Origin of the sequence: Gracilibacillus sp. HCP3S3_G5_2 (genome assembly GCF_052063305.1) — a bacterium.
Lineage (GTDB): Bacteria > Bacillota > Bacilli > Bacillales > Amphibacillaceae > Gracilibacillus.
On sequence record NZ_JBQHXU010000003.1, the window covers coordinates 75996 to 98176 of the forward strand.

At 36.8% G+C, this 22181-nt stretch carries 21 protein-coding genes and 1 other annotated feature; all 21 genes read right to left on the minus strand.

From position 1 onward, the window contains the following. On the minus strand, positions 1-2103 hold the full coding sequence (gene glyS, locus ACTNEP_RS05390) for a glycine--tRNA ligase subunit beta (RefSeq protein WP_441160696.1): 2103 nt from the start codon (positions 2101-2103) through the stop codon (positions 1-3). Then, positions 2090-2983 carry a glycine--tRNA ligase subunit alpha gene (gene glyQ, locus ACTNEP_RS05395; protein ID WP_441161103.1) on the minus strand — a complete coding sequence of 298 codons (894 nt, stop codon included), beginning with the start codon at positions 2981-2983 and terminating at the stop codon, positions 2090-2092. Before glyQ ends, glyS begins: the two co-directional genes overlap by 14 nt. 462 nt (positions 2984-3445) lie before the next feature. Further along, positions 3446-3619 (minus strand) — a binding site (T-box leader). Between the two features lie 48 nt (positions 3620-3667). Beyond that, positions 3668-4420 carry a DNA repair protein RecO gene (recO, locus tag ACTNEP_RS05400; protein WP_441160697.1) on the minus strand — a complete coding sequence of 251 codons (753 nt, stop codon included), beginning with the start codon at positions 4418-4420 and terminating at the stop codon, positions 3668-3670. A gap of 24 nt (positions 4421-4444) precedes the next feature. After that, complete coding sequence (locus ACTNEP_RS05405) at positions 4445-4585, minus strand: YqzL family protein (protein ID WP_441160698.1); 141 nt, start codon at positions 4583-4585, stop codon at positions 4445-4447. 148 nt (positions 4586-4733) lie between these two features. Continuing rightward, the gene (era, locus tag ACTNEP_RS05410; protein ID WP_441160699.1) at positions 4734-5639 is read right to left on the minus strand and encodes a GTPase Era; all 906 of its coding nucleotides are present in this window, start codon (positions 5637-5639) and stop codon (positions 4734-4736) included. Positions 5640-5762: 123 nt separating this feature from the next. Next, the gene (locus ACTNEP_RS05415) at positions 5763-6134 is read right to left on the minus strand and encodes a diacylglycerol kinase (RefSeq protein WP_441160700.1); all 372 of its coding nucleotides are present in this window, start codon (positions 6132-6134) and stop codon (positions 5763-5765) included. Beyond that, positions 6106-6576 (minus strand): rRNA maturation RNase YbeY, encoded by a 471-nt coding sequence (gene ybeY, locus ACTNEP_RS05420; protein ID WP_441160701.1) that lies wholly within the window; start codon positions 6574-6576, stop codon positions 6106-6108. Before ybeY ends, ACTNEP_RS05415 begins: the two co-directional genes overlap by 29 nt. 2 nt (positions 6577-6578) lie before the next feature. Further along, positions 6579-8720, minus strand: coding sequence for an HD family phosphohydrolase (locus ACTNEP_RS05425; protein WP_441160702.1), 2142 nt, complete (start codon positions 8718-8720; stop codon positions 6579-6581). 124 nt (positions 8721-8844) lie between these two features. Then, the gene (locus tag ACTNEP_RS05430) at positions 8845-9798 is read right to left on the minus strand and encodes a PhoH family protein (RefSeq protein WP_441160703.1); all 954 of its coding nucleotides are present in this window, start codon (positions 9796-9798) and stop codon (positions 8845-8847) included. Positions 9799-9800: 2 nt separating this feature from the next. Next, on the minus strand, positions 9801-11015 hold the full coding sequence (yqfD, locus tag ACTNEP_RS05435) for a sporulation protein YqfD (RefSeq protein WP_441160704.1): 1215 nt from the start codon (positions 11013-11015) through the stop codon (positions 9801-9803). 24 nt (positions 11016-11039) lie between these two features. Beyond that, positions 11040-11321, minus strand: a complete 282-nt coding sequence (gene yqfC / locus ACTNEP_RS05440) for a sporulation protein YqfC (RefSeq protein ID WP_441160705.1) — start codon at positions 11319-11321, stop codon at positions 11040-11042. A gap of 246 nt (positions 11322-11567) precedes the next feature. Continuing rightward, positions 11568-12074, minus strand: coding sequence for a hypothetical protein (locus tag ACTNEP_RS05445; RefSeq protein ID WP_441160707.1), 507 nt, complete (start codon positions 12072-12074; stop codon positions 11568-11570). Positions 12075-12196: 122 nt separating this feature from the next. After that, positions 12197-13204, minus strand: coding sequence for a flotillin-like protein FloA (gene floA / locus ACTNEP_RS05450; RefSeq protein WP_441160708.1), 1008 nt, complete (start codon positions 13202-13204; stop codon positions 12197-12199). Positions 13205-13230: 26 nt separating this feature from the next. After that, positions 13231-14565, minus strand: coding sequence for an NfeD family protein (locus tag ACTNEP_RS05455; RefSeq protein WP_441160709.1), 1335 nt, complete (start codon positions 14563-14565; stop codon positions 13231-13233). A gap of 383 nt (positions 14566-14948) precedes the next feature. Then, complete coding sequence (locus ACTNEP_RS05460) at positions 14949-15395, minus strand: GatB/YqeY domain-containing protein (RefSeq protein WP_441160710.1); 447 nt, start codon at positions 15393-15395, stop codon at positions 14949-14951. Between the two features lie 18 nt (positions 15396-15413). Then, positions 15414-15590: a 30S ribosomal protein S21 gene (gene rpsU / locus ACTNEP_RS05465; RefSeq protein ID WP_018931586.1), complete on the minus strand. Its 177-nt coding sequence runs from the start codon at positions 15588-15590 to the stop codon at positions 15414-15416. A 330-nt stretch (positions 15591-15920) separates the two neighbouring features. Further along, positions 15921-17258, minus strand: a complete 1338-nt coding sequence (mtaB, locus tag ACTNEP_RS05470; RefSeq protein WP_441160711.1) for a tRNA (N(6)-L-threonylcarbamoyladenosine(37)-C(2))-methylthiotransferase MtaB — start codon at positions 17256-17258, stop codon at positions 15921-15923. A gap of 4 nt (positions 17259-17262) precedes the next feature. Beyond that, positions 17263-18015, minus strand: coding sequence for a 16S rRNA (uracil(1498)-N(3))-methyltransferase (locus ACTNEP_RS05475; RefSeq protein WP_441160712.1), 753 nt, complete (start codon positions 18013-18015; stop codon positions 17263-17265). 4 nt (positions 18016-18019) lie between these two features. Then, positions 18020-18970, minus strand: a complete 951-nt coding sequence (gene prmA, locus ACTNEP_RS05480; RefSeq protein ID WP_441160713.1) for a 50S ribosomal protein L11 methyltransferase — start codon at positions 18968-18970, stop codon at positions 18020-18022. Between the two features lie 42 nt (positions 18971-19012). Next, entirely contained in the window at positions 19013-20137 is a 1125-nt protein-coding gene (gene dnaJ / locus ACTNEP_RS05485; RefSeq protein ID WP_441160714.1) for a molecular chaperone DnaJ, read from the minus strand. A 185-nt stretch (positions 20138-20322) separates the two neighbouring features. After that, positions 20323-22164, minus strand: coding sequence for a molecular chaperone DnaK (gene dnaK / locus ACTNEP_RS05490; protein ID WP_441160715.1), 1842 nt, complete (start codon positions 22162-22164; stop codon positions 20323-20325). Positions 22165-22181 lie beyond the last annotated feature (17 nt).

Genomic DNA, 22181 nt, shown 5'->3' on the forward strand with positions numbered 1-22181 from the left:
TCAGTCCGCATGAACCTGTGTTTGCTTCCATTGGACTTTGGTTAAATCTGCAAATTGGTTAATTTCATCGGCAATTACTTTTAATAGCGCCAGACGATTATTTCGTATATTTTTATCTTCATCCATTACCATTGTATGATCAAAGAATTGATGAATGGGCTCTACTAATGATGTTAATTGGTCAAGTGCTTCGTTAGCATCTTTCTCCTCAATTGCTTTTCTATAGGGATCTCTTATTTCTAGATACGTATCATATAGCTTGTTTTCTTCACTCTTTTCAAATATGCTAGGTTGCACATCATGATCCCCATCAGCTTTCATTGCTAAATTCATCACACGAACAAATGCTTCTTGTTTATCTTTAAATTGAGAATCTATTCGTTTTGTTTTCAACAATTTTGCTTTTTCTAATAAAAAGGCGAAATCTGATAATTTACTGACCAGAATTGCATCAATAATATCAGCTTCGATGTCAGCTTCTTTCATAATATATGCAGCACGTTGTTTAAAAAATGATTCTAATTGAACTAATACTTGAGATTTTTCCATTGTCGAAATATTTCTTGCATCAAATAATGCGAATACTTTTTCTATTAATTGGTTCAAACTTAAATCCAAGTTATGGTGTTGAATGATCTGAAGTATACCAAGAGCTTGTCTTCTTAGTGCATAAGGGTCTTGTGATCCGCTTGGTATTAAGCCAACCGCAAAACAACCAACAATTGTATCCAGCTTATCTGCTATACTCACAATAGAGCCAACAGAACTAGCAGGTAATTCATCATTAGCGTTTCTAGGCATATAATGCTCTTCAATGGCCTGCGCTATGACATCATCTTCACCAAAAATAGTTGCATATTTTCTGCCCATTATTCCTTGAAGTTCAGTAAATTCTTTAACCATGTTGGTAACAAGATCAAATTTACTAATCTTTGCAGCTCTTTCAATCTGAGATTTCTCCTTGTCAGACAAATTCAAATCATCAGCGATCAGACTACTAATTTCTATTATTCGTTTTACCTTATCTGCAATTGTTCCGAGCTTTTCCTGGAAAACCATTCGATCTAAAAGTTGTAAATTACTATCAATCGATTGTTTTTGATCCTCTTCATAGAAAAACTGTGCATCTTGTAATCGTGCTCGTAATACTTTCTCATTACCTCTTGCTACTGTTTCAATATGATCACTTGTTCCATTGCGTACACCAATAAAGTAAGGCAGCAGTTCATGCTTTTCATTTTGGACAGGGAAATAACGTTGATGTTCTTTCATAGAAGTAATAAGTACTTCCTTCGGTATATGCAAAAACTCTTCACTAAATTGCCCGAAGAAAACTGTTGGGTACTCCACTAAGTGGGTTACTTCAGTTAGTAAATCATCATCCATTGGTATTTTCCAACCTTTTTCTTTCTCGAGTTTTTTAATACCGTCTACAATCATTTCCTGGCGTTTTACACTATCTGCAATAACATATTGATCACTTAAAACTTTTGAATAGAGAGATGGGTTACTAATTTCTATCTTTCCACCTAAAAAACGATGACCATAGCTTAGATTACTTGTGTGAACCCCAGCTATCTCAAAAGGAATTACTTTCTCATCTTGTAATGCCACAAGCCATTTAATTGGACGAATATAGCGTAAATTTTGATTTGCCCAACGCATATTTTTAGGGAAGTTTAGACTAAGAACAATATCTTTAAATGCTGGCAACAACTCTTCTTGGGTTTTACCTTCTATAAATTTATTTACAAACACATACTTCGTGCCGTTCATCTCTTTTACATAAAGATCCTCTACAGACTTTCCTTGACCTTTAGAGAAACCGATCGCAGCTTTCGTCCAATTACCTTCACTATCTTGAGCAATTTTTAAAGCAGGACCTTTAGCTTCCTCTTCTTGATCAACTTGTTTGTAATCAAGTCCTTCAATTAAAACCGCAAATCGTCTTGGTGTTATATATGTTGTCAGATTGTGATATGCTAAGCGAATTTCTTTTAACCATGATATCGTCTTATTTTTTAATTGCTTTTCAGTAGCATTCATAAAACGAGCTGGCATTTCTTCTAATCCAACTTCAAACAAAACATTAGTTGTTTTCATGGTGAACCTCTTCTCCTTTCAACATGGGGAATCCAAGTCTTTCTCTTTCCGCTACATACAGTTTAGCGATTTCTCTAGCCAAATTACGAACTCTTCCAATGTATCCCGTTCGCTCCGTTACGGAAATTACCCCTTTTGCATCTAATAAATTAAAAGTGTGTGAGCACTTAAGCACGTAATCATATGCTGGAAAGACTAAATCCTTTTCCATCGCACGCTTTGCTTCTTCTTCATACGTTGAAAATAGCGTGAAAAGCATGTCAGTATTAGATTCCTCGAATGTATACTTAGAATGCTCATACTCCGGCTGGTAGAAAATATCTCCTACAGTTACACCTTCTGTCCATTCTAACTCAAATACATTTTCTTTATCCTGAATATAGGAAGCCAAACGTTCTATACCGTATGTGATTTCAACAGCTACCGGTTTTGCTTCTAAACCACCGATTTGCTGGAAATAAGTGAATTGTGTAATTTCCATGCCATCTAACCAAACTTCCCAACCAAGGCCTGCTGCACCTAACGTTGGATTTTCCCAGTTATCTTCAACAAAGCGAATATCATGATATGCCGGATCAATTCCTAATTTTCTTAATGACTCCAAGTAGAGTTCTTGAATATTGTCAGGCGATGGCTTCATAATCACCTGGAATTGGTGGTGCTGATATAGTCTGTTTGGATTTTGCCCATAGCGGCCATCTGCTGGACGGCGTGATGGCTCCACATACGCAACATTCCATGGTTCCGGTCCAAGACTGCGTAAAAGGGTCATCGGTGACATCGTTCCCGCCCCTTTTTCAACGTCATATGCTTGCATTAAAATACAATTTTGATCTGACCAATGCTTCTGTAGTGTTAAGATCATTTCTTGAATATTCATCAATACTTCATCCTCCTATGTAAAGAATTTTTTCATTTCCTATAAAAACGAATTTGCAATAGAGATCTATTACGAAATAATGGCAATTGTCCGTGTGAAACATTCTTCCATCCTGTTTTATACATGAGCGTTCCATCGGTTCGACTTCAGCTAACTTTACAAGAAAAACACTCTGAAAAGTCATTCGAAAATTATAACTAGCGAAGCCAAAATAGGCAGACTCCTGTGGGGACAGCACGAGCTGAAGACCCCGCAGAAAAGCGATTTTTGCTTTTCGAGGAGGCTGAGGCTAGGCCATGCCCGCTGAAAGCGGAGTATTCTGCCGGAGCATATGACTACTGCTCAATAAAATCAGGACGAAAAAAAGAATCAAATCGAAAAATCACTTCGCTGTTTTTCGTTTTTTAAGGGCTAAAAGAGAAATCGAAAAACCCGTCCCTATGCTTTATCACTTTGATAAGGCATAGGGACGGGTTTGCCCGCGGTTCCACCCTACTTGTCATCTGTTTAAAAGATGACCACTTTCCTAAAAATTGCTCCAGAACGCCTTCCTGACCTTGAACTTGTTCAGCTTTCACCACCCTGAACTCGCTTGAAAGACAATAAATCAGTACTACTCTCCTTCTTTGCAATCCATTATTCATTTTATTTTTACATCATACGAAACATTACGCGACTTGTCAATTATAAATGATCATTTAACTGGTTCATTTGTGTTAAAAACCTTTTTGACTTCAGATAATATCCACCATGGGCTTCATAATATTGATCCATAATTTGTTGGAGCATTCTTTTATTCTCTGGTTTCACTGAAATACTCCCGATTTGCGCTACTTCAACCCAAGTAAATAATGCCATAAGCTTGGCTACTTTTTCAGGAATGGAGATGGCATTCTCATCTAGTGTCAAGCAATTTCTACACAACAAGCCACCATTTGAAATAGAAAATGCTTTTAAATCATGTGTATTTCCGCAAGAAACACATTTTGTTACTACTGGAGCAAATCCCGCTTCTTTATACATTTTCCATTCATAAATCATTGCGAGGACCTCCGCATCCTCTCCATCATTTATTCGCTGTACCGTATGCAATAACTGCTGATAGATAGAAGGATTATATTTCTTAGGATCAATCAGCTTATCTGTTAATTCTGCTAGATAGCTTGTATAAGCTGTTTTAAAAATATCTTCTCTTATTTTACGAAAGGAGTTAATTACTTCGCCTTGTTGAATAGTAGCAAGACTAGAGCCAGGCTGTATCAAATACGAACCATGAATAAATGGCTGCGTAATAGCAGCCATTCTACTTTTTGTTTTCTTTGCCCCTCTAGCAATTGCACCAACTTTTCCCAATGTTGGTGTTAATAACGTCACAATTTTATGTGTTTCCCCATAATCCTGTGTTTTCAAAATGAAGCCTTCAACTTTTTCAAACACAAGCTTCACCTATCCCTTTCAGTCTTAGAAATGTGTATCCTCTAATAATGAATCGTCTACATCTTCTTCTTGTTCTTGATAATCATCTGACTCAACTTGTTTCATCCATAAATAAGCTTCAATATTGCCTGTTTGACTAAATATTTTCCATGGTACATCGATCACAACAAACCTCACCTTTCCTTATGGTAATCTTTCATTGTGTTCAATATTAGAATTTCCATTAATTTTATTTCAATTAGTAAAAAAATTTACCATGTATCAAACTAACCAACATTACAACATTTACAAATGCCTGAGTACTCCATTCACTCTAATACTCATCTTGCTTGAATCCAAATTCATGTAGTTGATGGGCTTTGTTTCGCCAATTTTCCTGAACTTTGACCCATAATTCCAAATACACTTTCGAGCCTAATAGCCGTTCAATATCTTGTCTTGCCCTTTTTCCAATCTCTTTTAACATTTGACCTTGTTTGCCGATAATAATGCCCTTTTGTGATTTTCTCTCAACTACAATGGTTGCCTGTACTAGTATTTTTTCGCCTTCACCTCGATGATCAATTTGTTCAATTACTACTGCAACCGAATGTGGCACTTCTTCTCTCGTTAATTGTAATACCTTCTCGCGAATCAGTTCACCGATGATAAATCGCTCTGGATGGTCGGTTATTTGATCTTCAGGATAGTATTGAGGTCCTTCCGGAAGATGTTCTGTGAATACTTCCATTAAATGATTGACATTATTTCCTTCCAGAGCTGAAATAGGGACAATTTCTTTAAATGGATACTTGTCCTTATATTGCTCTATAAGAGGTAACAACTGATCTGGATGAACAAGATCAATTTTATTGATGACTAAAAAAACCGGTTTTTTGATCGCCTCTAATCGGTCGATTATATACTGATCACCCATTCCGTAGCCTTCATCTGCATTAATCATAAACATAATCGAATCAACTTCGTTTAAGGTATTTTCCGCTATTTTCACCATGAAATCACCTAATTTATGCTTAGGTTTATGGATTCCAGGTGTGTCAATAAATACAATTTGTTTATACTCATCAGTGTATACACCTTGAATTTTATTTCTGGTTGTTTGTGCTTTGTCACTCATAATGGCAATTTTTTGACCAATAACACGATTCATAAAGGTCGATTTTCCTACATTTGGTCTACCAATAATGGCTACAAATCCTGATTTGAAATGGTTATGCATAACTTTTCCTCCGCTTAACATCATGTTGCTTATTTATAACATAATAATACTATAACTTCTCTAAGATTTCATACTTTCGACAAAACTAGTGGTAAAGTTTTACGATCTGTGCTCCTTTTACGCTTAAGACAAAATCTTTGGCAAAAAAATCAGAATTGCGATGATTATTGCCACTATTGCCGTGATGAATACTGCTCCAGCTGCAATGTCCTTGGCGATCCCTACCTGAGGGTGATGCCCTGGCTCCAAATGGTCTAAAGCTCTTTCTAAAGCAGTATTCATCATTTCCATGCTGATAACTGCTCCAACTGTCAAAGTTAAAATCGCCCATTCTATCATTGAAATAGAAAAAAGAATACCTGAAATGAAAACGATAATTGCTGCAATGATATGAATGGTAATATTTCGTTCTGTCAAGATGGCCACTTTAAAACCGTTCAGTGCGTACCGCAACCCGAAATGAAATTTACTTTTCCCGCGATAGTCCGAAGCCATTTAAGATCTCCTCTTGTCTTGAAAACATTTTTTTCTCATCTTCCTCACTCATATGATCATATCCAAGTAAATGTAAAAAACCGTGTAGAGCTAAGAATCCTAGTTCCCTAGAGAACGAATGGTTGTATTCAGCCGCTTGTTCATTAGTCTTGTCGACAGAAATAATGATGTCTCCTAGTGCCAACGGAATATCTGCTCCTGCAATATCCATTTCGTCATCTGCTGCTTCTTCAAGAGCAAATGATAGGACATCAGTAGGTTGATCAAGTCCACGATATTGGTTATTCAAATGCTGAATCTCATTATTATCCACAAAGGATATCGATAGCTCTGCATTTTCTTCAATATTTTCCTGTTTTGCAGCATATGAAAGCAGTTGGCTAATTAATTGAATGTGTTCCTGTGATACCTTTTTCGTTTCATCATAAAAATCTATTTCCATTTCTATCTCGCCTCCTTCATGTTGTTTTCCTTCGGATACTGGATACGGGAATGGTAGATACCTTTTAGTGTCTCACAAATCACTAATTTCATTTGTTCCAATTCATTAAATGTTAACGAACTATCATTTAGCTGACCGTCTAATAACCGATCTTCAAAAATAGCTGAAACAATTTTTTCAATTTCCTCCTGATTAGGATTCGCTAACGAACGGACTGCTGCTTCTATCGAATCGCAAATCGATACTACTGCTGCTTCTTTGGTTTTTGGCTTTGGCCCATCATAACGAAAGTCATCTTCCTTTACCTGGTCATTACGCTCTTTCGCTTTATAATAGAAAAATTTTAATAAAGTGGTACCGTGATGTTGCAAAGCGATGTCAATAATCTCGTGTGGAAGTTTTTCTTTTTTCAATAACTTCGCACTATCAATAGGATGCTGTAAAATGATTTCAGCACTCTGATAAGGATCAAGATAATCATGAGGATTTTTCATCCCCATCTGGTTTTCGATAAAATAATGCGGCCTGACCGTTTTACCAAGGTCATGATAGTAAGCAGCCACTCTTGCTAAAAGTCCATTTGCCCCAATCACTTCACAAGAAACTTCACTTAAATTAGCTACCATAATGCTATGGTGATAAGTTCCCGGAGCTTCAATTAGCAATTTTCGTAATAATGGGTGATTAGGACTCGATAAAGCTAAAAGTTTCGTATCAGACAATATACCTAGACCCGTTTCAAACAACGGTAACATGCCCAATGTTAATATAGTAGCAATAATAGCAGAAAGAAAACCATAGCCACTGAAAGACAAATAATCTAACCATGAATATTTTTCAAATGATAAGAATAAAAATAAACAGATTGTTATAATGTTTATAATAGATGTAGCTAAACCACTCTTAATGATCGACCCTCTATCTTTAATGACAGATAAAAAGAAAATACTAGCCAATTGGGAAAACATGATAAATATTCCTGCTTCCATATTTAACAATCCTGGAATATCAGCATTAAAGATGACACTGCCAATCACAGCATAAAACAATGACATAACAATAGCGATTCGTTCGTTGACTAAAATTTTTAGTAACATAGATACCGTTGCTACCGGAGCAGCTAAATATAATGGATTAATGGAAGTTGTATAAAAACTGACAACCTTCAACATAAGCACTAGAAATATACTTAACACACTAATAGCAATCAATTTACGAATATCTAATCCAGCGTGTTTCATGTGATGACGTAATTCAAAACATAAAAATAAGCCCATTAATAACACTAAAAGTACCAAACCAATCGTCGGGTATAGATTTCGTTCTTCATTTAAAAGCCCGGTAATCTCTAACTCTTCATATATTTCATTGGTGATCAATTGGCCTTCTTCAACAATTACTTCACCTGCTCTTATCATAACAGGTTCAACACTATTTCTTGCCTGCTGTTGTGCTTCATTTGTTAGATCAGCTGAAAAAAAAGAATTAGGCTGTATGCTAAACACAATCAGTGATTTCAATGATTCAACGAAAGCATTATCCAAAGTAGAATACGTAAGTCTTTGCTGCGCTCCCTCAATAGCTTGATCTACTTCTTCTACTTTAATACCATTATAATAAGCATCATAAATAGCTGTAGTAATCAGTTCCTTGGCTAATACTCTCTCTTCTGCTGAAGCTTGAAATAGCGCTTGAAACGTATCTGTTTCAACTTCTGTCAGTAATTCATCATGAACTAAATTTTCAAGATAAGCAACTTTATCAGAAATAGAAGTTAGTTTTTCTTCTTCTGAATCTAATTCAATATTTCCGGTTTCGATTTTGTCAATTGCTTCAAACACTTCGTTGATATATGTAATTTGCTCTTCTGTTACTTCTTCAGATATTTCAAAATGGTCCTCTACAGATTGAACAACCTCTCTAATTCTTCTCTCTGTCTCTTTCGTATTCTCTATCGTAATAGGGGAACGTATTGTTTCATTGGCCACAGAGAATTTTTCGATATCATAGGTTTCAGTGTGAACGTTCTGGAAGCTCACAACAAAAAAGATGCTTACGATGACAATGCAAGCTGTCACTAATTGAATAAGATTATGCTGAAAAAAAGAAATGAACTTTTGTTTTATTAGCTTAAACTTTTTCATTTTGCTCCCCCTATTCTCTGGGCTGATATCTGACAATCGGTTGTCCCAGAAAAGAGTTGTCCATAAGTCCTTGCATATAAGCACTTTTGAGACAACTCCATTTTGTATAATCTAAGCAGTTTATTTACTTTTCATATGCTTCGATAATTTTTTGAACAATTGGGTGTCGGACGACATCTGATTGTGATAAATAAACGATGCCGATCCCTTTCATATTTGCTAACTTTTCTTTGGCCTCAGTTAAACCTGATTGCACTCCATTAGGTAAGTCAATTTGCGTAACATCACCAGTAATGATCATTTTAGAACCAAAGCCTAAACGCGTTAAAAACATCTTCATTTGTGCATTTGTCGTATTTTGCGCTTCATCTAAAATAACAAAAGCATCGTCTAAGGTCCTTCCTCGCATATAAGCAAGTGGAGCTATTTCAATAGTTCCTCTCTCAATTAGCCGCATCGTATGCTCCATACCAAGAACATCGTGTAAAGCATCATATAAAGGTCGTAAATACGGATCGACTTTTTCTTTTAAATCTCCAGGTAGAAAACCTAAGCTTTCTCCTGCTTCTACTGCTGGCCTTGTTAAAATTATTCGTTTTACTTTCCCATTTTTTAGTGCATGCACAGCCATCACCACAGCAAGATATGTTTTACCAGTACCTGCGGGCCCTATACCAAAGACAAGATCATTCTGCTTCATGTTCTGCAAATAGTTCCGCTGGCCTAAAGTTTTTACACGGATCGATTTGCCTTTTGCATTCTTCGTGATCTCATCTTCGAATAGCGTTTCCAATTGATCTATTTTACCTTTTTTCGCAAGGTCTACTGCGTAAATAATATCCCGCTCAGTGATAGTTATTCCTTTTCTGATGATCGTCAATAGTCCATTTAATACTTCTTGAATAATCGTTACATCGGTATTACTACCTGAAACACTAATTTGTTCGCCACGAGAAGTAATGGAAACTTGCAATTGTTCTTCTAATTGCTTTAAATGACGATCTTCTGTACCGAAAAGTGTTAATGCTTCATTTGGATTTTCTAATTGTAAATCAATCATCTTTAGATCTTCTGACATAATCAATCTCCTTGAGTAATTGGTTGTTTCTTTGCAATATTTTCTAGTACAGTATAATACAAGGTTAATTTTACTTTACCACTCTCTTCCCTTTCGTGCAAAACTTTTTCTTCCGTTATTTTTGCATCGTGTGGAATTTCTCGCATTAATTCTCTTTTACCTTGTTCTATCGCAATTTCCTTCGCTTGTTCTAACGTAATATCTTCCTCTACTACCTCAGCTTCATAAATAGTCTGCCTCACGTAACTAAGCGGAATTTTCCACTTCAAAAAATAGAAGTTTTTTTCCTCAACATCAACTTGATAATGTTCATATTCGGGATTCTTAAAGTTCCATATAGGAATTAAAAATTGGGAAGCATGTAAATAATGTTTTTGCTCATTATGTCCATTCAATACCTGATACTGGTTGTCCAATGGAACGGTAATTTCACTTTTATACCATACCTTTGCAATGACTTCTCCATCAGCTGCCACAGGTTTTCCCGTATCTACATCCTCTTCTTCTCCATTTTCTTCTGATTGATTAAGGTAGCCAGACACCAAAATATCTCCCTCATAAACTACATCATTCGTTCCTACCAAAGGTTGTCCTCTTGTGACGAACAAATCTTCAATTACCCCTTCTTTCGTCGCAACGAGGTGTCCAGGCTTGTCGTCGTCTTCTTTCTCGACTATTGTCTTTTCCACACCTTCCAAGTGGAAAGCAGATCCATTTTTTTTGACACCAACCCACAACAATTCCGGTATGTCAGCTAATAACTGTTTCTGAATCGTAGCAGGTGATGCAACATTCCATTGAAAGCTTCCCTCTTCTAAACCGTATTCTTCCAATTGCTGGAGGACTTTTATTTCTATTTCTTCATCTAAACCATTAACATCAATTCGCCAAACAATGTTAGATAAAAAGAAAATGACAGCGATGGAAATAAAGAAGCCAATCAGTAAAGGCTTTTGATGAGTCAAATTACGTAGTAAAAAAGGAAATCCAGCTCTCCCTTTAAAATACACTTTATAAATGGTCTTTCTTTTTACTACTCTTAGTTTAGGCAAATCAGCTAATTTTATTTTTCCTGTTGCTATTGTTTCACTCTTTTTTCTGATATCCCAAATCGGAATATCATATCTTGTACATAAATCAAAAAAGCGTTCAGGGTATTGCCCTTTTATTTCTAAAATAATATAGCCTGATAACCAATTATTACGCTTGACAAACATAAATCTTCCCTCCGAATCTAAACTTTACGATTTTTCAAAAGTAATATCTTTTATATTTCCTTCTAATAAAATGTCTTTGTCTATCATCGTTTTTAGTACAAAACCGTCTCCCTTTATTCGTACATGTCCTTGGTGAACTTTTAAAAGTAATTCGGTAGAAGAAAAGATGACGAGACCTTGATGATTTTCTATGTACGCGTGAATCGATCCTATCATGGTAATACGCGGCAATTCCATCGTTATTTCAGAAGGCAGATCAAAGGTACGTGTAATAGCAGTCATAAATTTTTCTTTTATCTTTTTCACTGAACATATGCCTCCCCTCAACTCCATTCTATGAAAATATACAAAATTAAGAACAGTTATACGGAAACTTAGCAAGTAGAAGATCATAAGGAAAATATCAGGCCAAAATAAGTATTCCATTCCATTTTTACCTTACCTATCAGAATCGGAATAATATAAGCTCCACCGAAAACTAATTTTTCATATATCGATGGAAAACCGAGAGAAAAGAAAAAAGTCGAATGGGTTTTCCCATTCGACTTAAGGTTATCGGTAATTCCGATAGTATTTTCTTTTTTGATAAGCGCGTGGTGGTCCAAGCACTTCCGACATGAATATTCCTTGTGCGATTCCTTTTGACGTTAAGTTTTTTTCAACAGATAATGAAAGTTCTTTCGCATTACTTTTACGCTGTAATTTTGGCTTTGGCCCATCTTTTATGGCATCATGTATACCAAGCTCTTGATCTCGCGTTTTATCCCGTATATTCTCAGCCTGTTGAATTTTTTCCTTCAACTTTTCCATTTGCTTTTCTTTCTGTTGAGCAAATGTCTGTCCTGCAGATTCTATAGTTGATTCGATGCTTTGGTAATCAGGCTCAGGCCGGGCAGTATCGTTTTTTTGTTGTTGAGTATGACTAGTTGTTTGTTGATCCACTCTTGGCGGACTGGATGGCCTTTGTTGGTCTTGCTGCTGTTCTTTAGACTTGGATAGACCGAAAACCCAAAACAAAATGGCTAGTATCGGAACAATAAAACTTAGCAAATCATTCAATTTACATCTTCCTTTCAGGAACTATTCAAGGAATTAATTCGCGTGTATAATAAATATCCGCTAGTAGTTCTGAGATGTCAGACACTTTTCCTTGATATACTTAAAAGTCCCTATGAGGATTGTTACTTGTTAAAGTCATCCTCATCATCATTGTCTGTTTCTGTTAATTTCCCAATAGAATCACGCATATCTGTATCAGCATCAATATTCTTATAATTCATATAATCCATCACACCCATGTTTCCAGAACGTAATGCCTCGGCAAGGGCTTGTGGTACTTCTGCTTCTGCTTCGACCACTTTCGCGCGCATCTCTTGAACTTTCGCAACCATTTCTTGCTCTTGTGCAACGGCCATTGCTCGACGTTCTTCTGCTTTCGCTTGTGCAATGTTTTTGTCTGCTTCTGCCTGATCTGTTTGTAATATTGCTCCAATGTTTTTACCGATATCTACGTCGGCAATATCAATCGATAGAATTTCAAATGCAGTACCCGCATCTAGTCCACGATTTAATACGTTATGAGAAATAGAGTCAGGATTCTCTAAAACTTCTTTATGGTTTTTGGCACTACCAATTGTACTTACGACTCCTTCCCCAACACGGGCAATTACAGTATCTTCACCAGCACCACCAACAAGGCGATCAATATTGGCTCTTACTGTAATACGGGCTTTCGCCTTCACTTCAATACCATCCATTGAAATACCCGCAATAAAAGGAGTTTCAATTACTTTTGGATTAACACTCATCTGTACTGCTTCAAGTACATCACGGCCAGCTAAATCAATCGCAGCACAGCGTTCAAAGCTTAGCTCAATATTTGCTCGTTGCGCAGCAATTAACGCATTTACAACGCGATCTACATTACCACCAGCTAAAAAATGACTCTCTAACTGATTAGTAGTAACATCCAATCCTGCTTTATGAGCTTTAATTAACGGGTTAATAACACGTGAAGGTACAACCCTTCTTAAACGCATCCCAACTAATGTAAAGATACTTACTTTTACACCTGCTGCAAGAGCACTAATCCATAGCATTACTGGGATAAAAGTAAAGAGAATTGCAACCGCAATTACAATGAGACCAATAAAGATTATTGGCAAAATGAATTCTAATTCTGATGACATACTACATCCTCCTAATTATTTTGTATTTATAATTTTCTCACTACATGACGTGATCCTTCAACTTTTATAATTTTTATTGGGCTGCCCACGTCAATAAATGCACCCTCTGACACTACATCTAGTCTTTCACCTTCAAATTCAGCTGCTCCTGATGGTCTAAGTGGCGTAACAGCTATTCCCTCTTTCCCAACTAATTCTGAACGATTAACAGAAGAAACATAACCTTGTTCAGTGGCTGTAGAATCTTGTAAAATGACATGGCGAAAGACTCCTTTTTCTAAACCAATTGTTTTGAACAAAACAACTGCTACAATAATGCTTGCAATTAGTGCGATAGCTATACTCATGGCCATATGACCAGGATCATTCGATGACATAAATAATGCCCCCACTATCGCACCAATCCCAATGAAGCCGAGAATACCTCCGGGGGCAAATATTTCAATAACAATTAGAACAATACCAAGTATCAGTAGTATAATGGCTTCATAGCCTGCTAAACCAGCAACGATATGCCCATAAAAATATAACACTAATGAAGCTATTCCGATTGAACCTGGAATACCAAAACCAGGTGAATATAATTCAACAATTAAACCAATACTCGCTAACGATAATAATATTGGTACTACCACAGGATTAGTCAAAAATCTTGCTAATCCTTCTGCAGCAGTTGGTTCGTTTTCAACAATTTCTGCATTTGATAACGACAATTCATTTAGAAGCTCTGTGCGATGACTTACAATTCCTTGAGCATAGTCAACTTCCACTGCATAATTGGCATCTAATGTTAAGAATTCACCTTCTGGTGCACCATATTCTGGTAAATCAAGCTCTGCGTTAGCCATTGCTTCCGCATATAAAGGATCTCGGCCTTTAGAGCTAGCTGCTCCTCTCATGCTTGCAATCCATGCAGATTGTGCCTTTTGATCTGCAGCAGTACCATCAGCATTAATCACACCACTTGCTCCCATACTTGTTTGGGGCTTCATGTAAATATTATCAGTATTGAGAGCAATATAAGACCCTGCAGAAAGTGCTCTGACTGTAATAAAAGAAGTGGTCTCAATCTCAAGATCCTGTAATATTTCGCCAATGTACTCAGCAGCATCCACTCTACCGCCTGGAGTATTGATTTCAAAAATAATGTGATCTGCATTAGCCTCGGTTGCCTCGGTTGTTGTCCTTCTTATAAAGGCTTCTAAACCCCGTTCTACCTCGTTCTCTATTGGAATAATGTATACCAATTTACCTTCGCCGTTCTCTTCAGCAAAAACCTGAGTCTGGAAATCAGTGGTAAGAGAAATTATTGCTACTACAATTGAAATGGAAAGCAACAATAACGCTACGTACTTTTTCAAATCCCGACCTCCCTTCACAAGTACTTAGACATATACAAACATATACGATTATTATGTATAAAAAGTTTCATTCATAAAACAAAATATTATGTCAACGCCTTCAGTTTATCATACTTATATAAGCATGGAAAAGTATTTCGCTATGATAATTTATCTACACTTGCTTAATGCAATGATTGGCTTACTACTATTTTATCAAGCAAGCACTATATAAGTAGCAGTATATGCTACTTTGTGCAAATCGTTGAAAGCGGATATCCCCTACACCTTGCTGGTGTTCGAAGTTAGACTATCCCGTTTTAAATTTTCTATACTTATTAAAATGGCCCCTGGCTTATTGACTAAGCCAAGGGCCTTATTGTGAATGAATTCATTATGTTCGTTTATGATAAATTCTTTTGAACCAATTGATTCACTCTAGATCCTTCCGCTTTACCTTTTACTTTAGGCATAAGCGCACTCATTACTTTTCCCATATCTTTTTTTGATTGAGCTTGAACTTCTTCGATCGTCTGAACAACGATTTTCTCTAATTCTTCATCAGACAGTTGTTCAGGCATATAAGCTTGTATTATTTTAATTTCATCTTCTAATTTGCTTACAAGATCTTCGCGTCCAGCTTCTTTAAATTCGTGGAGGGAATCTTTTCTTTGTTTTAACTCTCTAGCTAAAACCGTTAATTCTTCTTCTTCAGACAATGCATTTTTCTGTAATTTAATGGCTTCATTTTGCATCGATGCTTTGACCATTCGAATTACACCTAATTTAACTTTATCTTTGTTCTTCATCGCCTGTTTCATATCCTGGTTCAAAAGTTCAACGATTGCCATTATTTCATTACACCCTCTTTAAAATTTACGCTTTCTAGCAGCCTCCGATTTTTTCTTACGGCGAACACTAGGTTTCTCATAAAATTCACGCTTACGGTATTCAGATAATGTACCAGATTTTGATACACTACGTTTAAAGCGACGAAGAGCATCTTCAAGTGACTCGTTTTTACGAACGCGAGTTGTGTTAGACATGCTAATTTCCCTCCCTCCGAAGCATAACAACAAAATTAATCCAACATATGCATATACATATGTCTCTTTGCAATTATAATATACCAGTGAATAATGGTCAACCGTTTTAACTAGAAAAAACAAGTTACGATACCAACCATTCAGCTTGCACAGCTTTCGTTATTTATTAAATATCCAAAGTCAAAATTCACTATGATTATCTATATATACAAACTTTTAACCAATGAAATTCCACTTTAAAATAGCATTCTTTTAACTTTGTTCAGATTGCAAAAATAGTCGAGGTTTATGAAGAAAAACCATAACAGAATTTCTGCTATGGTTTTCATCTTAAATTGATAATGCGGTGTCGTCCATGATTCGGACAAATTGACCTTCGTTGTATGGATAGCCTGCCTTAGTGATTTTGACCCGAACGATTTCTCCGATCATATCTTTCGTTCCTTCAAATTTCACCTTCAAATAATTATCAGAATACCCAACAAGTAAATTTGGTTGGTTGTCATCAAAAGTTTCTTCAGGAATAACTTCCACTACTTCATCTTCATAAGCTTTAGCATATGCTAGTGCTTGTTCATTAGATTGGTCAATTAATTCTTGCACACGTCGATGTTTCACTTCTTCCTCTACTTGGTTATCCATACGTGCTGCCGGAGTTCCAGTTCTTCGAGAGAATGGGAAAACGTGTAATTCAGAATATCCTATTTCTTTGACAAAGTTTTTCGTTTCTTGAAACTCTTCTTCCGTTTCCCCTGGAAATCCGACAATGACATCAGACGTTATCGCCAAATGCGGTAAAGCATTTTGAATTTTCGCCACACGGTTTTTATAAAATTCAGTCGTATACTTCCGACGCATCCTCTCCAAAACAGTATCCGAACCAGATTGTAGCGGAATATGTAGATGTGGTACAACTTTCTCCGAAGCATCCAATACTTCAATCACTTCATCAGTAATTTGACTAGCTTCAATGGAGGAGATACGAATACGTTTCAGACCATCCACTTTTGACTCAAGGTCCCGTAATAGCTGTGCAAAGTTATAATCTTTCATGTCTTCGCCATATCCTGCTGTATGAATACCAGTTAAGACAATTTCTTTATAGCCTGCATCTACTAATTGTTGAGCTTGTTTCAAAACATTTTCTGGCTCTCTTGAGCGTAGTAACCCTCGGGACCAAGGGATAATACAAAATGTACAAAAGTTATTACAGCCTTCCTGAATTTTTAAAGATGCACGTGTACGATCGGAAAATTGCGGAACATCCATTTCTTCAAATACACGGTTTTTCATAATATTAGAAACACCATTAATTGGTTGACGGTGCTCTTGATGTTCTTCAATATATTGAATCATTTTACCACGGTCTTGTGTACCGACAACAATATCAACTCCTGGAATCTCCATTATTTCTCCAGGGGATGTTTGAGCATAACAACCAGTTACACATACAACAGCCTCCGGATTACTGCGAATTGCACGACGAATAACCTGTCGACTTTTTTTATCACCAGTATTTGTAACCGTACATGTATTAATTACATAAACGTCAGCATGATGGTCAAAATCCACACGCTCGTAACCTTCGTTTTTGAATTTTTGCCAAATTCCTTCTGTTTCATAATGGTTTACTTTACAGCCTAATGTATGAAAAGCCACTGTTGGCATTTCATCACCTCATTTCTTCAAAGTAGTAAGATAAGCTAGAAAGCACGTATAAAGGTGCAGTTTCTGTACGTAATATTCTTGGTCCGAGTCGAATCGCTTGAAAGCCTGCATTCTTTAATTCTACTGCTTCATTCTCACTAAATCCGCCTTCTGGACCGATACAGATCAATACCGATTGGCTATTCTCAATTGGTGAAAAATAGTTATGTAATCTCAATGATTGGTCATTACGTGTAGTTTCTTCGTAAGCAAAAAATTTCCAATCATAGCATTTACTATTATGGACTAATTCTTTTATGGTGGTAACCGAATAAACCTCTGGTATTTTTGTGCGGTGCGACTGTTCACTTGCCTCTTTCACAATTTTTTGCCATCTAGGCAACTTTTTTTTCAATTTTTTTTGATCCCATTTTACAACAGAGCGAGCAGCCTGAAAAGGGATAAAATGAGAAGCTCCGAGTTCCGTTCCTTTTTGAAGGATCAGCTCCCATTTATCTCCTTTTGGCAACCCTTGTGCAATCGTAATGTCAATGGGCGACTCCGATTGTTCTTGAAGCCACTCCTCCACTATAGCTTCCAACCTATCATCTTGAATGATTTTAATACGAGCTATCGCTGACTGTCCATCATGACGATTAGCAATAAATCGATTTTCTTCGGTCATACGCATTACATGGACAATATGGTGAAAATCATCACCAGTAACTTGTATTCTATCATCAAGCCAATTAGCTTTTTCTATAAAATATCGTTGCATCCCGTTACCTACTTTCTTTAGGTTTTTGGGCTATAATCGAAATCCAGTCTTCCATCTGGTTAATTTCTATTATTTCAAATCCTGCATTTTCTAATCCTTCTTTAACGTCCAGCTTTTTCTTTTGAATAATTCCAGAAGTAATAAATAATCCACCCGGTTTTAACCTTGTGAAAGCATCTTTTTCAAAGCGTAAAATTATCTCTGCCAATATATTCGCTACAATAATATCAGCTTCTTCCTCTACATTCTCTAATAAATTATTCTGCTTCACTTTTACGTAGTTATCCACTTTATTTACTTTTACGTTCAATTTGGTACTTTGAATCGCAACTTCATCTAAATCATAGGCAAAAACACGTTCTGCACCTAATAGTATGGAAGCAACACTTAAGACACCCGAGCCACAGCCAACATCAAGTACAGTGTCACCTTTTTCAATGTATCTTTCAAGTGCTTGTATACTTAAAACTGTAGTAGGATGTGTACCTGTGCCAAATGCCATACCTGGATCTAACTCTATAATGAGTTCATCTGTAGAGACAGGCTGGTAATCTTCCCAGGTTGGTGTTATCGTCACACGCTCTGAAATTTTAGCAGGTTTATAGTATTTTTTCCAAGCAGTTGCCCAATCCTCTTCATTTACTTCGCTCAGTGTGATCTTATTCAAACCTATATCAATATCATATAAAAGTAAATTATTAATTGCTTGCTTAATCTCAGAGACCGTTTCACCTAAGAAACTATTAACAGGGAGATATGCCTTCAAACGGACTCCTTCTTCTGGATAATCGTCAGGATTCAGATCATAGATTTCTCCGTAAATGCTTTCCCAATCCTTTTCTAAATCCTGTCGATCTTCAATTACGACACCACTGGCACCTGCTTCATGAATAATGTTCGAAATAGGCTCAATTGCTTCGTTTGTCGTATAGATACACAGCTCTGTCCACTTCACGCAGATCAACTCACTTTATTAAAATTTTCATAGACGTATTACTTATTCTCCTTTGAACGCTCGCTTTACTCGCTGAAAAAAAGAATTTTCATGTTCGTCGGTCGGCTGGTTACCACTAATTTCATTGAATTCTCTTAATAATTCCTTCTGTCGCTCAGTTAGGTTAGTCGGTGTAATCACACGGATTTTGATATGTTGATCACCATGGCCGTATCCTCTTACATTAGGAGCACCTTTCCCTTTCAAACGAAATGTTTTTCCAGTTTGTGTGCCAGATGGAACCTTAAGTTTTACCTTACCGTGTAAAGTTGGTACTTCAATTTCATCACCAAGCGCTGCTTGTGCAAAAGTAATCGGCATCTCACAGTATATATGATCGCCTTCACGCTGATAGAATTCATGCTCTTTGACTTGAATAATAACATATAAATCTCCGGCTGGCCCACCATTAATACCAGGTTCACCTTGTCCTGCAACACGAATTTGCTGGCCATCATCAATTCCTGCAGGTATGTTAATATGAATCTTCTTACGGGTCTTCACTTTTCCTTGACCACCGCAAGTCGTACATTTATCTTTAATCATTTTACCGCTACCTTGACAATGGTGACATACTCTTCGATTGACGACTCTGCCAAATGGTGTGTTTTGCTCAACATTTAACTGACCACTACCATTACAATGACTACATGTTTCTGGTTTTGTACCTGGTTTTGCACCAGATCCGTGACATGTTGAACATTCTTCCTCTTTCGGAATGTGAATATCTGTTTCTTTACCAAAAATAGCATCTTCAAAATCTAATGTCATGGAATATTGTAGATCGTTTCCTTGGCGAGGGGCATTTGGATCTCTTCTTCGACCACCACCGAAGAACATATCAAAGATATCACCAAACCCACCAAAATCTTCTCCACCTCCGAAGCCACCAAATCCACCTTGACTTTGAGGGCCAGCATGACCAAACTGGTCATATTGTGCTCTTTTTTGATCGTCACCTAACACTTCGTAAGCTTCTTTAACCTCTTTAAATTTTTGCTCCGTACCTTCTTCTTTATTAACATCTGGGTGATATTTTCTTGCAAGTTTACGGTATGCTTTTTTTATTTCTTCTTTAGAAGCATCTTTGGATACACCAAGTACTTCATAATAATCTCGTTTACTCACTGACTGATCACACTCCCGCTCGTTAATTGCATAAACATTATCATAACATTGATTGATTAAGATAGGCAAACATTAATACGTTATACTTGCCCGATGCTTCAACTTAAAATTGGTTATCTCATGGAAAAAGCCAAAGTCATGTGTTACTGACTTTGACTTTCCAAACTTTCATAAAGCATTAATGTTTATTTTTTATCTTCATCGTCTACTTCTTCATAGTCTGCATCTACTACGTCATCGTTTGCTGCTTGCTGTCCTTCTGCACCTGCAGCATCGCCACTCGCCTGAGCTTGTTGTTGTGCTTGTTCATAAAGCTTCATAGAAAGAGCTTGAACCTCTTGCTCTAATGTTTCTTTTTTCGCTTTGATCTGCTCTAAATCATTATCTTCTAATGCTTTTTTCAATTCATCTTTTGCTGCTTCTGCTTTTTGTTTTTCTTCCTCAGAAACATTGTCGCCTAGATCTTTCAATGTTTTATCCGTTTGGAAAACCAATTGATCTGCTTGGTTACGAAGCTCTACTTCTTCTCGGCGTTTCTTATCTGCTTCAGCATTTTCTTCTGCTTCCTGTACCATTTTTTCTACCTCTTCATCAGAAAGACCCGAAGAAGATTTAATCGTAATGGATTGCTCTTTATTTGTACCTAAATCTTTTGCTCGTACATTTACAATACCATTCGCATCAATATCAAAGGATACTTCGATCTGAGGTACTCCACGAGGTGCAGGTGGAATATCTGTTAATTGGAAACGACCAAGTGTTTTGTTATCTTGTGCCATTTCACGTTCACCTTGTAGTACGTGAATATCAACAGCAGTTTGATTATCAGCTGCAGTTGAGAACACTTGTTGCGCACTTGTAGGAATAGTCGTATTACGCTCGATAAGTTTTGTCGTTACACCACCCATTGTTTCGATACCTAATGATAACGGAGTAACGTCTAATAATACAACGTCTTTGACATCGCCTTGTAATACTCCACCTTGGATTGCTGCACCAAGTGCAACCACTTCATCTGGGTTAACACCCTTAGAAGGCTCTTTTCCAATTTCTTTTTTAATTGCTTCTTGTACTGCTGGAATACGTGTAGAACCACCGACAAGCAATACTTTATCAATTTCACTTGCAGAAAGGTCAGCATCTTTTAATGCTTGACGAGTTGGTCCCATTGTTCTTTCAACTAGATCAGCAGAAAGTTCATCAAATTTAGCACGCGTAATATTCATTTCTAAGTGTAATGGACCAGCATCCCCTGCTGTAATGAATGGAAGCGATACTTGTGTCTGTGCTACACCAGAAAGGTCTTTCTTGGCTTTTTCCGCAGCATCTTTCAAACGTTGTAGTGCCATTTTATCCTGTGCTAGGTCAATTCCGTTTTCTTTCTTAAATTCTTCAACCATATAGTCAATTAACACTTGGTCAAAGTCGTCTCCACCAAGACGGTTATCACCTGCTGTAGACACTACTTCAAACGTCCCGTCACCAATATCTAGGATGGATACGTCAAATGTACCACCGCCAAGGTCATATACAAGCACTGTTTGATCTTCTTCTGCTTTATCTATACCATAAGCAAGCGCTGCTGCAGTAGGCTCATTAATAATACGCTCCACTTCAAGTCCCGCAATTTTACCAGCATCTTTTGTCGCTTGACGCTCTGCATCATTGAAATAAGCAGGAACAGTAATAACTGCTTTATCTACAGTATCTCCTAGATAATCTTCTGCGTAAGATTTTAAATGCTGTAATATAATCGCAGAAATTTCTTGTGGCGTATATTCTTTGCCTTCGATTTCCACCTTATAATCTGTACCCATGTGACGTTTAATGGATTGGATAGTATTTGGGTTTGTAATAGCTTGACGTTTTGCTACCTCACCAATTTGACGTTCTCCATTTTTAAATGAAACAACAGAAGGTGTTGTACGGTTACCTTCAGGATTTGGAATTACCTTTGATTCGCCACCTTCCATTACTGCCACACATGAGTTAGTTGTACCTAAGTCAATACCAATAATTTTTCCCATTTTCAAAATCCTCCTTC

What these genes read in the sequence shown, in the direction of transcription:
- ACTNEP_RS05430 (WP_441160703.1), bottom strand. Translation starts at nt 9,798, where the DNA reads ATGTCAGAAGATCTAAAGATGATTGATTTACAATTAGAAAATCCAAAT.
- mtaB (WP_441160711.1), bottom strand. Translation starts at nt 17,258, where the DNA reads ATGCCAACAGTGGCTTTTCATACATTAGGCTGTAAAGTAAACCATTAT.
- era (WP_441160699.1), bottom strand. Translation starts at nt 5,639, where the DNA reads ATGCATAACCATTTCAAATCAGGATTTGTAGCCATTATTGGTAGACCA.
- rpsU (WP_018931586.1), bottom strand. Translation starts at nt 15,590, where the DNA reads ATGTCTAACACAACTCGCGTTCGTAAAAACGAGTCACTTGAAGATGCT.
- ACTNEP_RS05425 (WP_441160702.1), bottom strand. Translation starts at nt 8,720, where the DNA reads ATGAAAAAGTTTAAGCTAATAAAACAAAAGTTCATTTCTTTTTTTCAG.
- ACTNEP_RS05475 (WP_441160712.1), bottom strand. Translation starts at nt 18,015, where the DNA reads ATGCAACGATATTTTATAGAAAAAGCTAATTGGCTTGATGATAGAATA.
- ACTNEP_RS05460 (WP_441160710.1), bottom strand. Translation starts at nt 15,395, where the DNA reads ATGGCAATCGTTGAACTTTTGAACCAGGATATGAAACAGGCGATGAAG.
- floA (WP_441160708.1), bottom strand. Translation starts at nt 13,204, where the DNA reads ATGTCATCAGAATTAGAATTCATTTTGCCAATAATCTTTATTGGTCTC.
- ACTNEP_RS05415 (WP_441160700.1), bottom strand. Translation starts at nt 6,134, where the DNA reads ATGGCTTCGGACTATCGCGGGAAAAGTAAATTTCATTTCGGGTTGCGG.
- glyQ (WP_441161103.1), bottom strand. Translation starts at nt 2,983, where the DNA reads ATGAATATTCAAGAAATGATCTTAACACTACAGAAGCATTGGTCAGAT.
- glyS (WP_441160696.1), bottom strand. Translation starts at nt 2,103, where the DNA reads ATGAAAACAACTAATGTTTTGTTTGAAGTTGGATTAGAAGAAATGCCA.
- yqfD (WP_441160704.1), bottom strand. Translation starts at nt 11,015, where the DNA reads ATGTTTGTCAAGCGTAATAATTGGTTATCAGGCTATATTATTTTAGAA.
- ybeY (WP_441160701.1), bottom strand. Translation starts at nt 6,576, where the DNA reads ATGGAAATAGATTTTTATGATGAAACGAAAAAGGTATCACAGGAACAC.
- dnaK (WP_441160715.1), bottom strand. Translation starts at nt 22,164, where the DNA reads ATGGGAAAAATTATTGGTATTGACTTAGGTACAACTAACTCATGTGTG.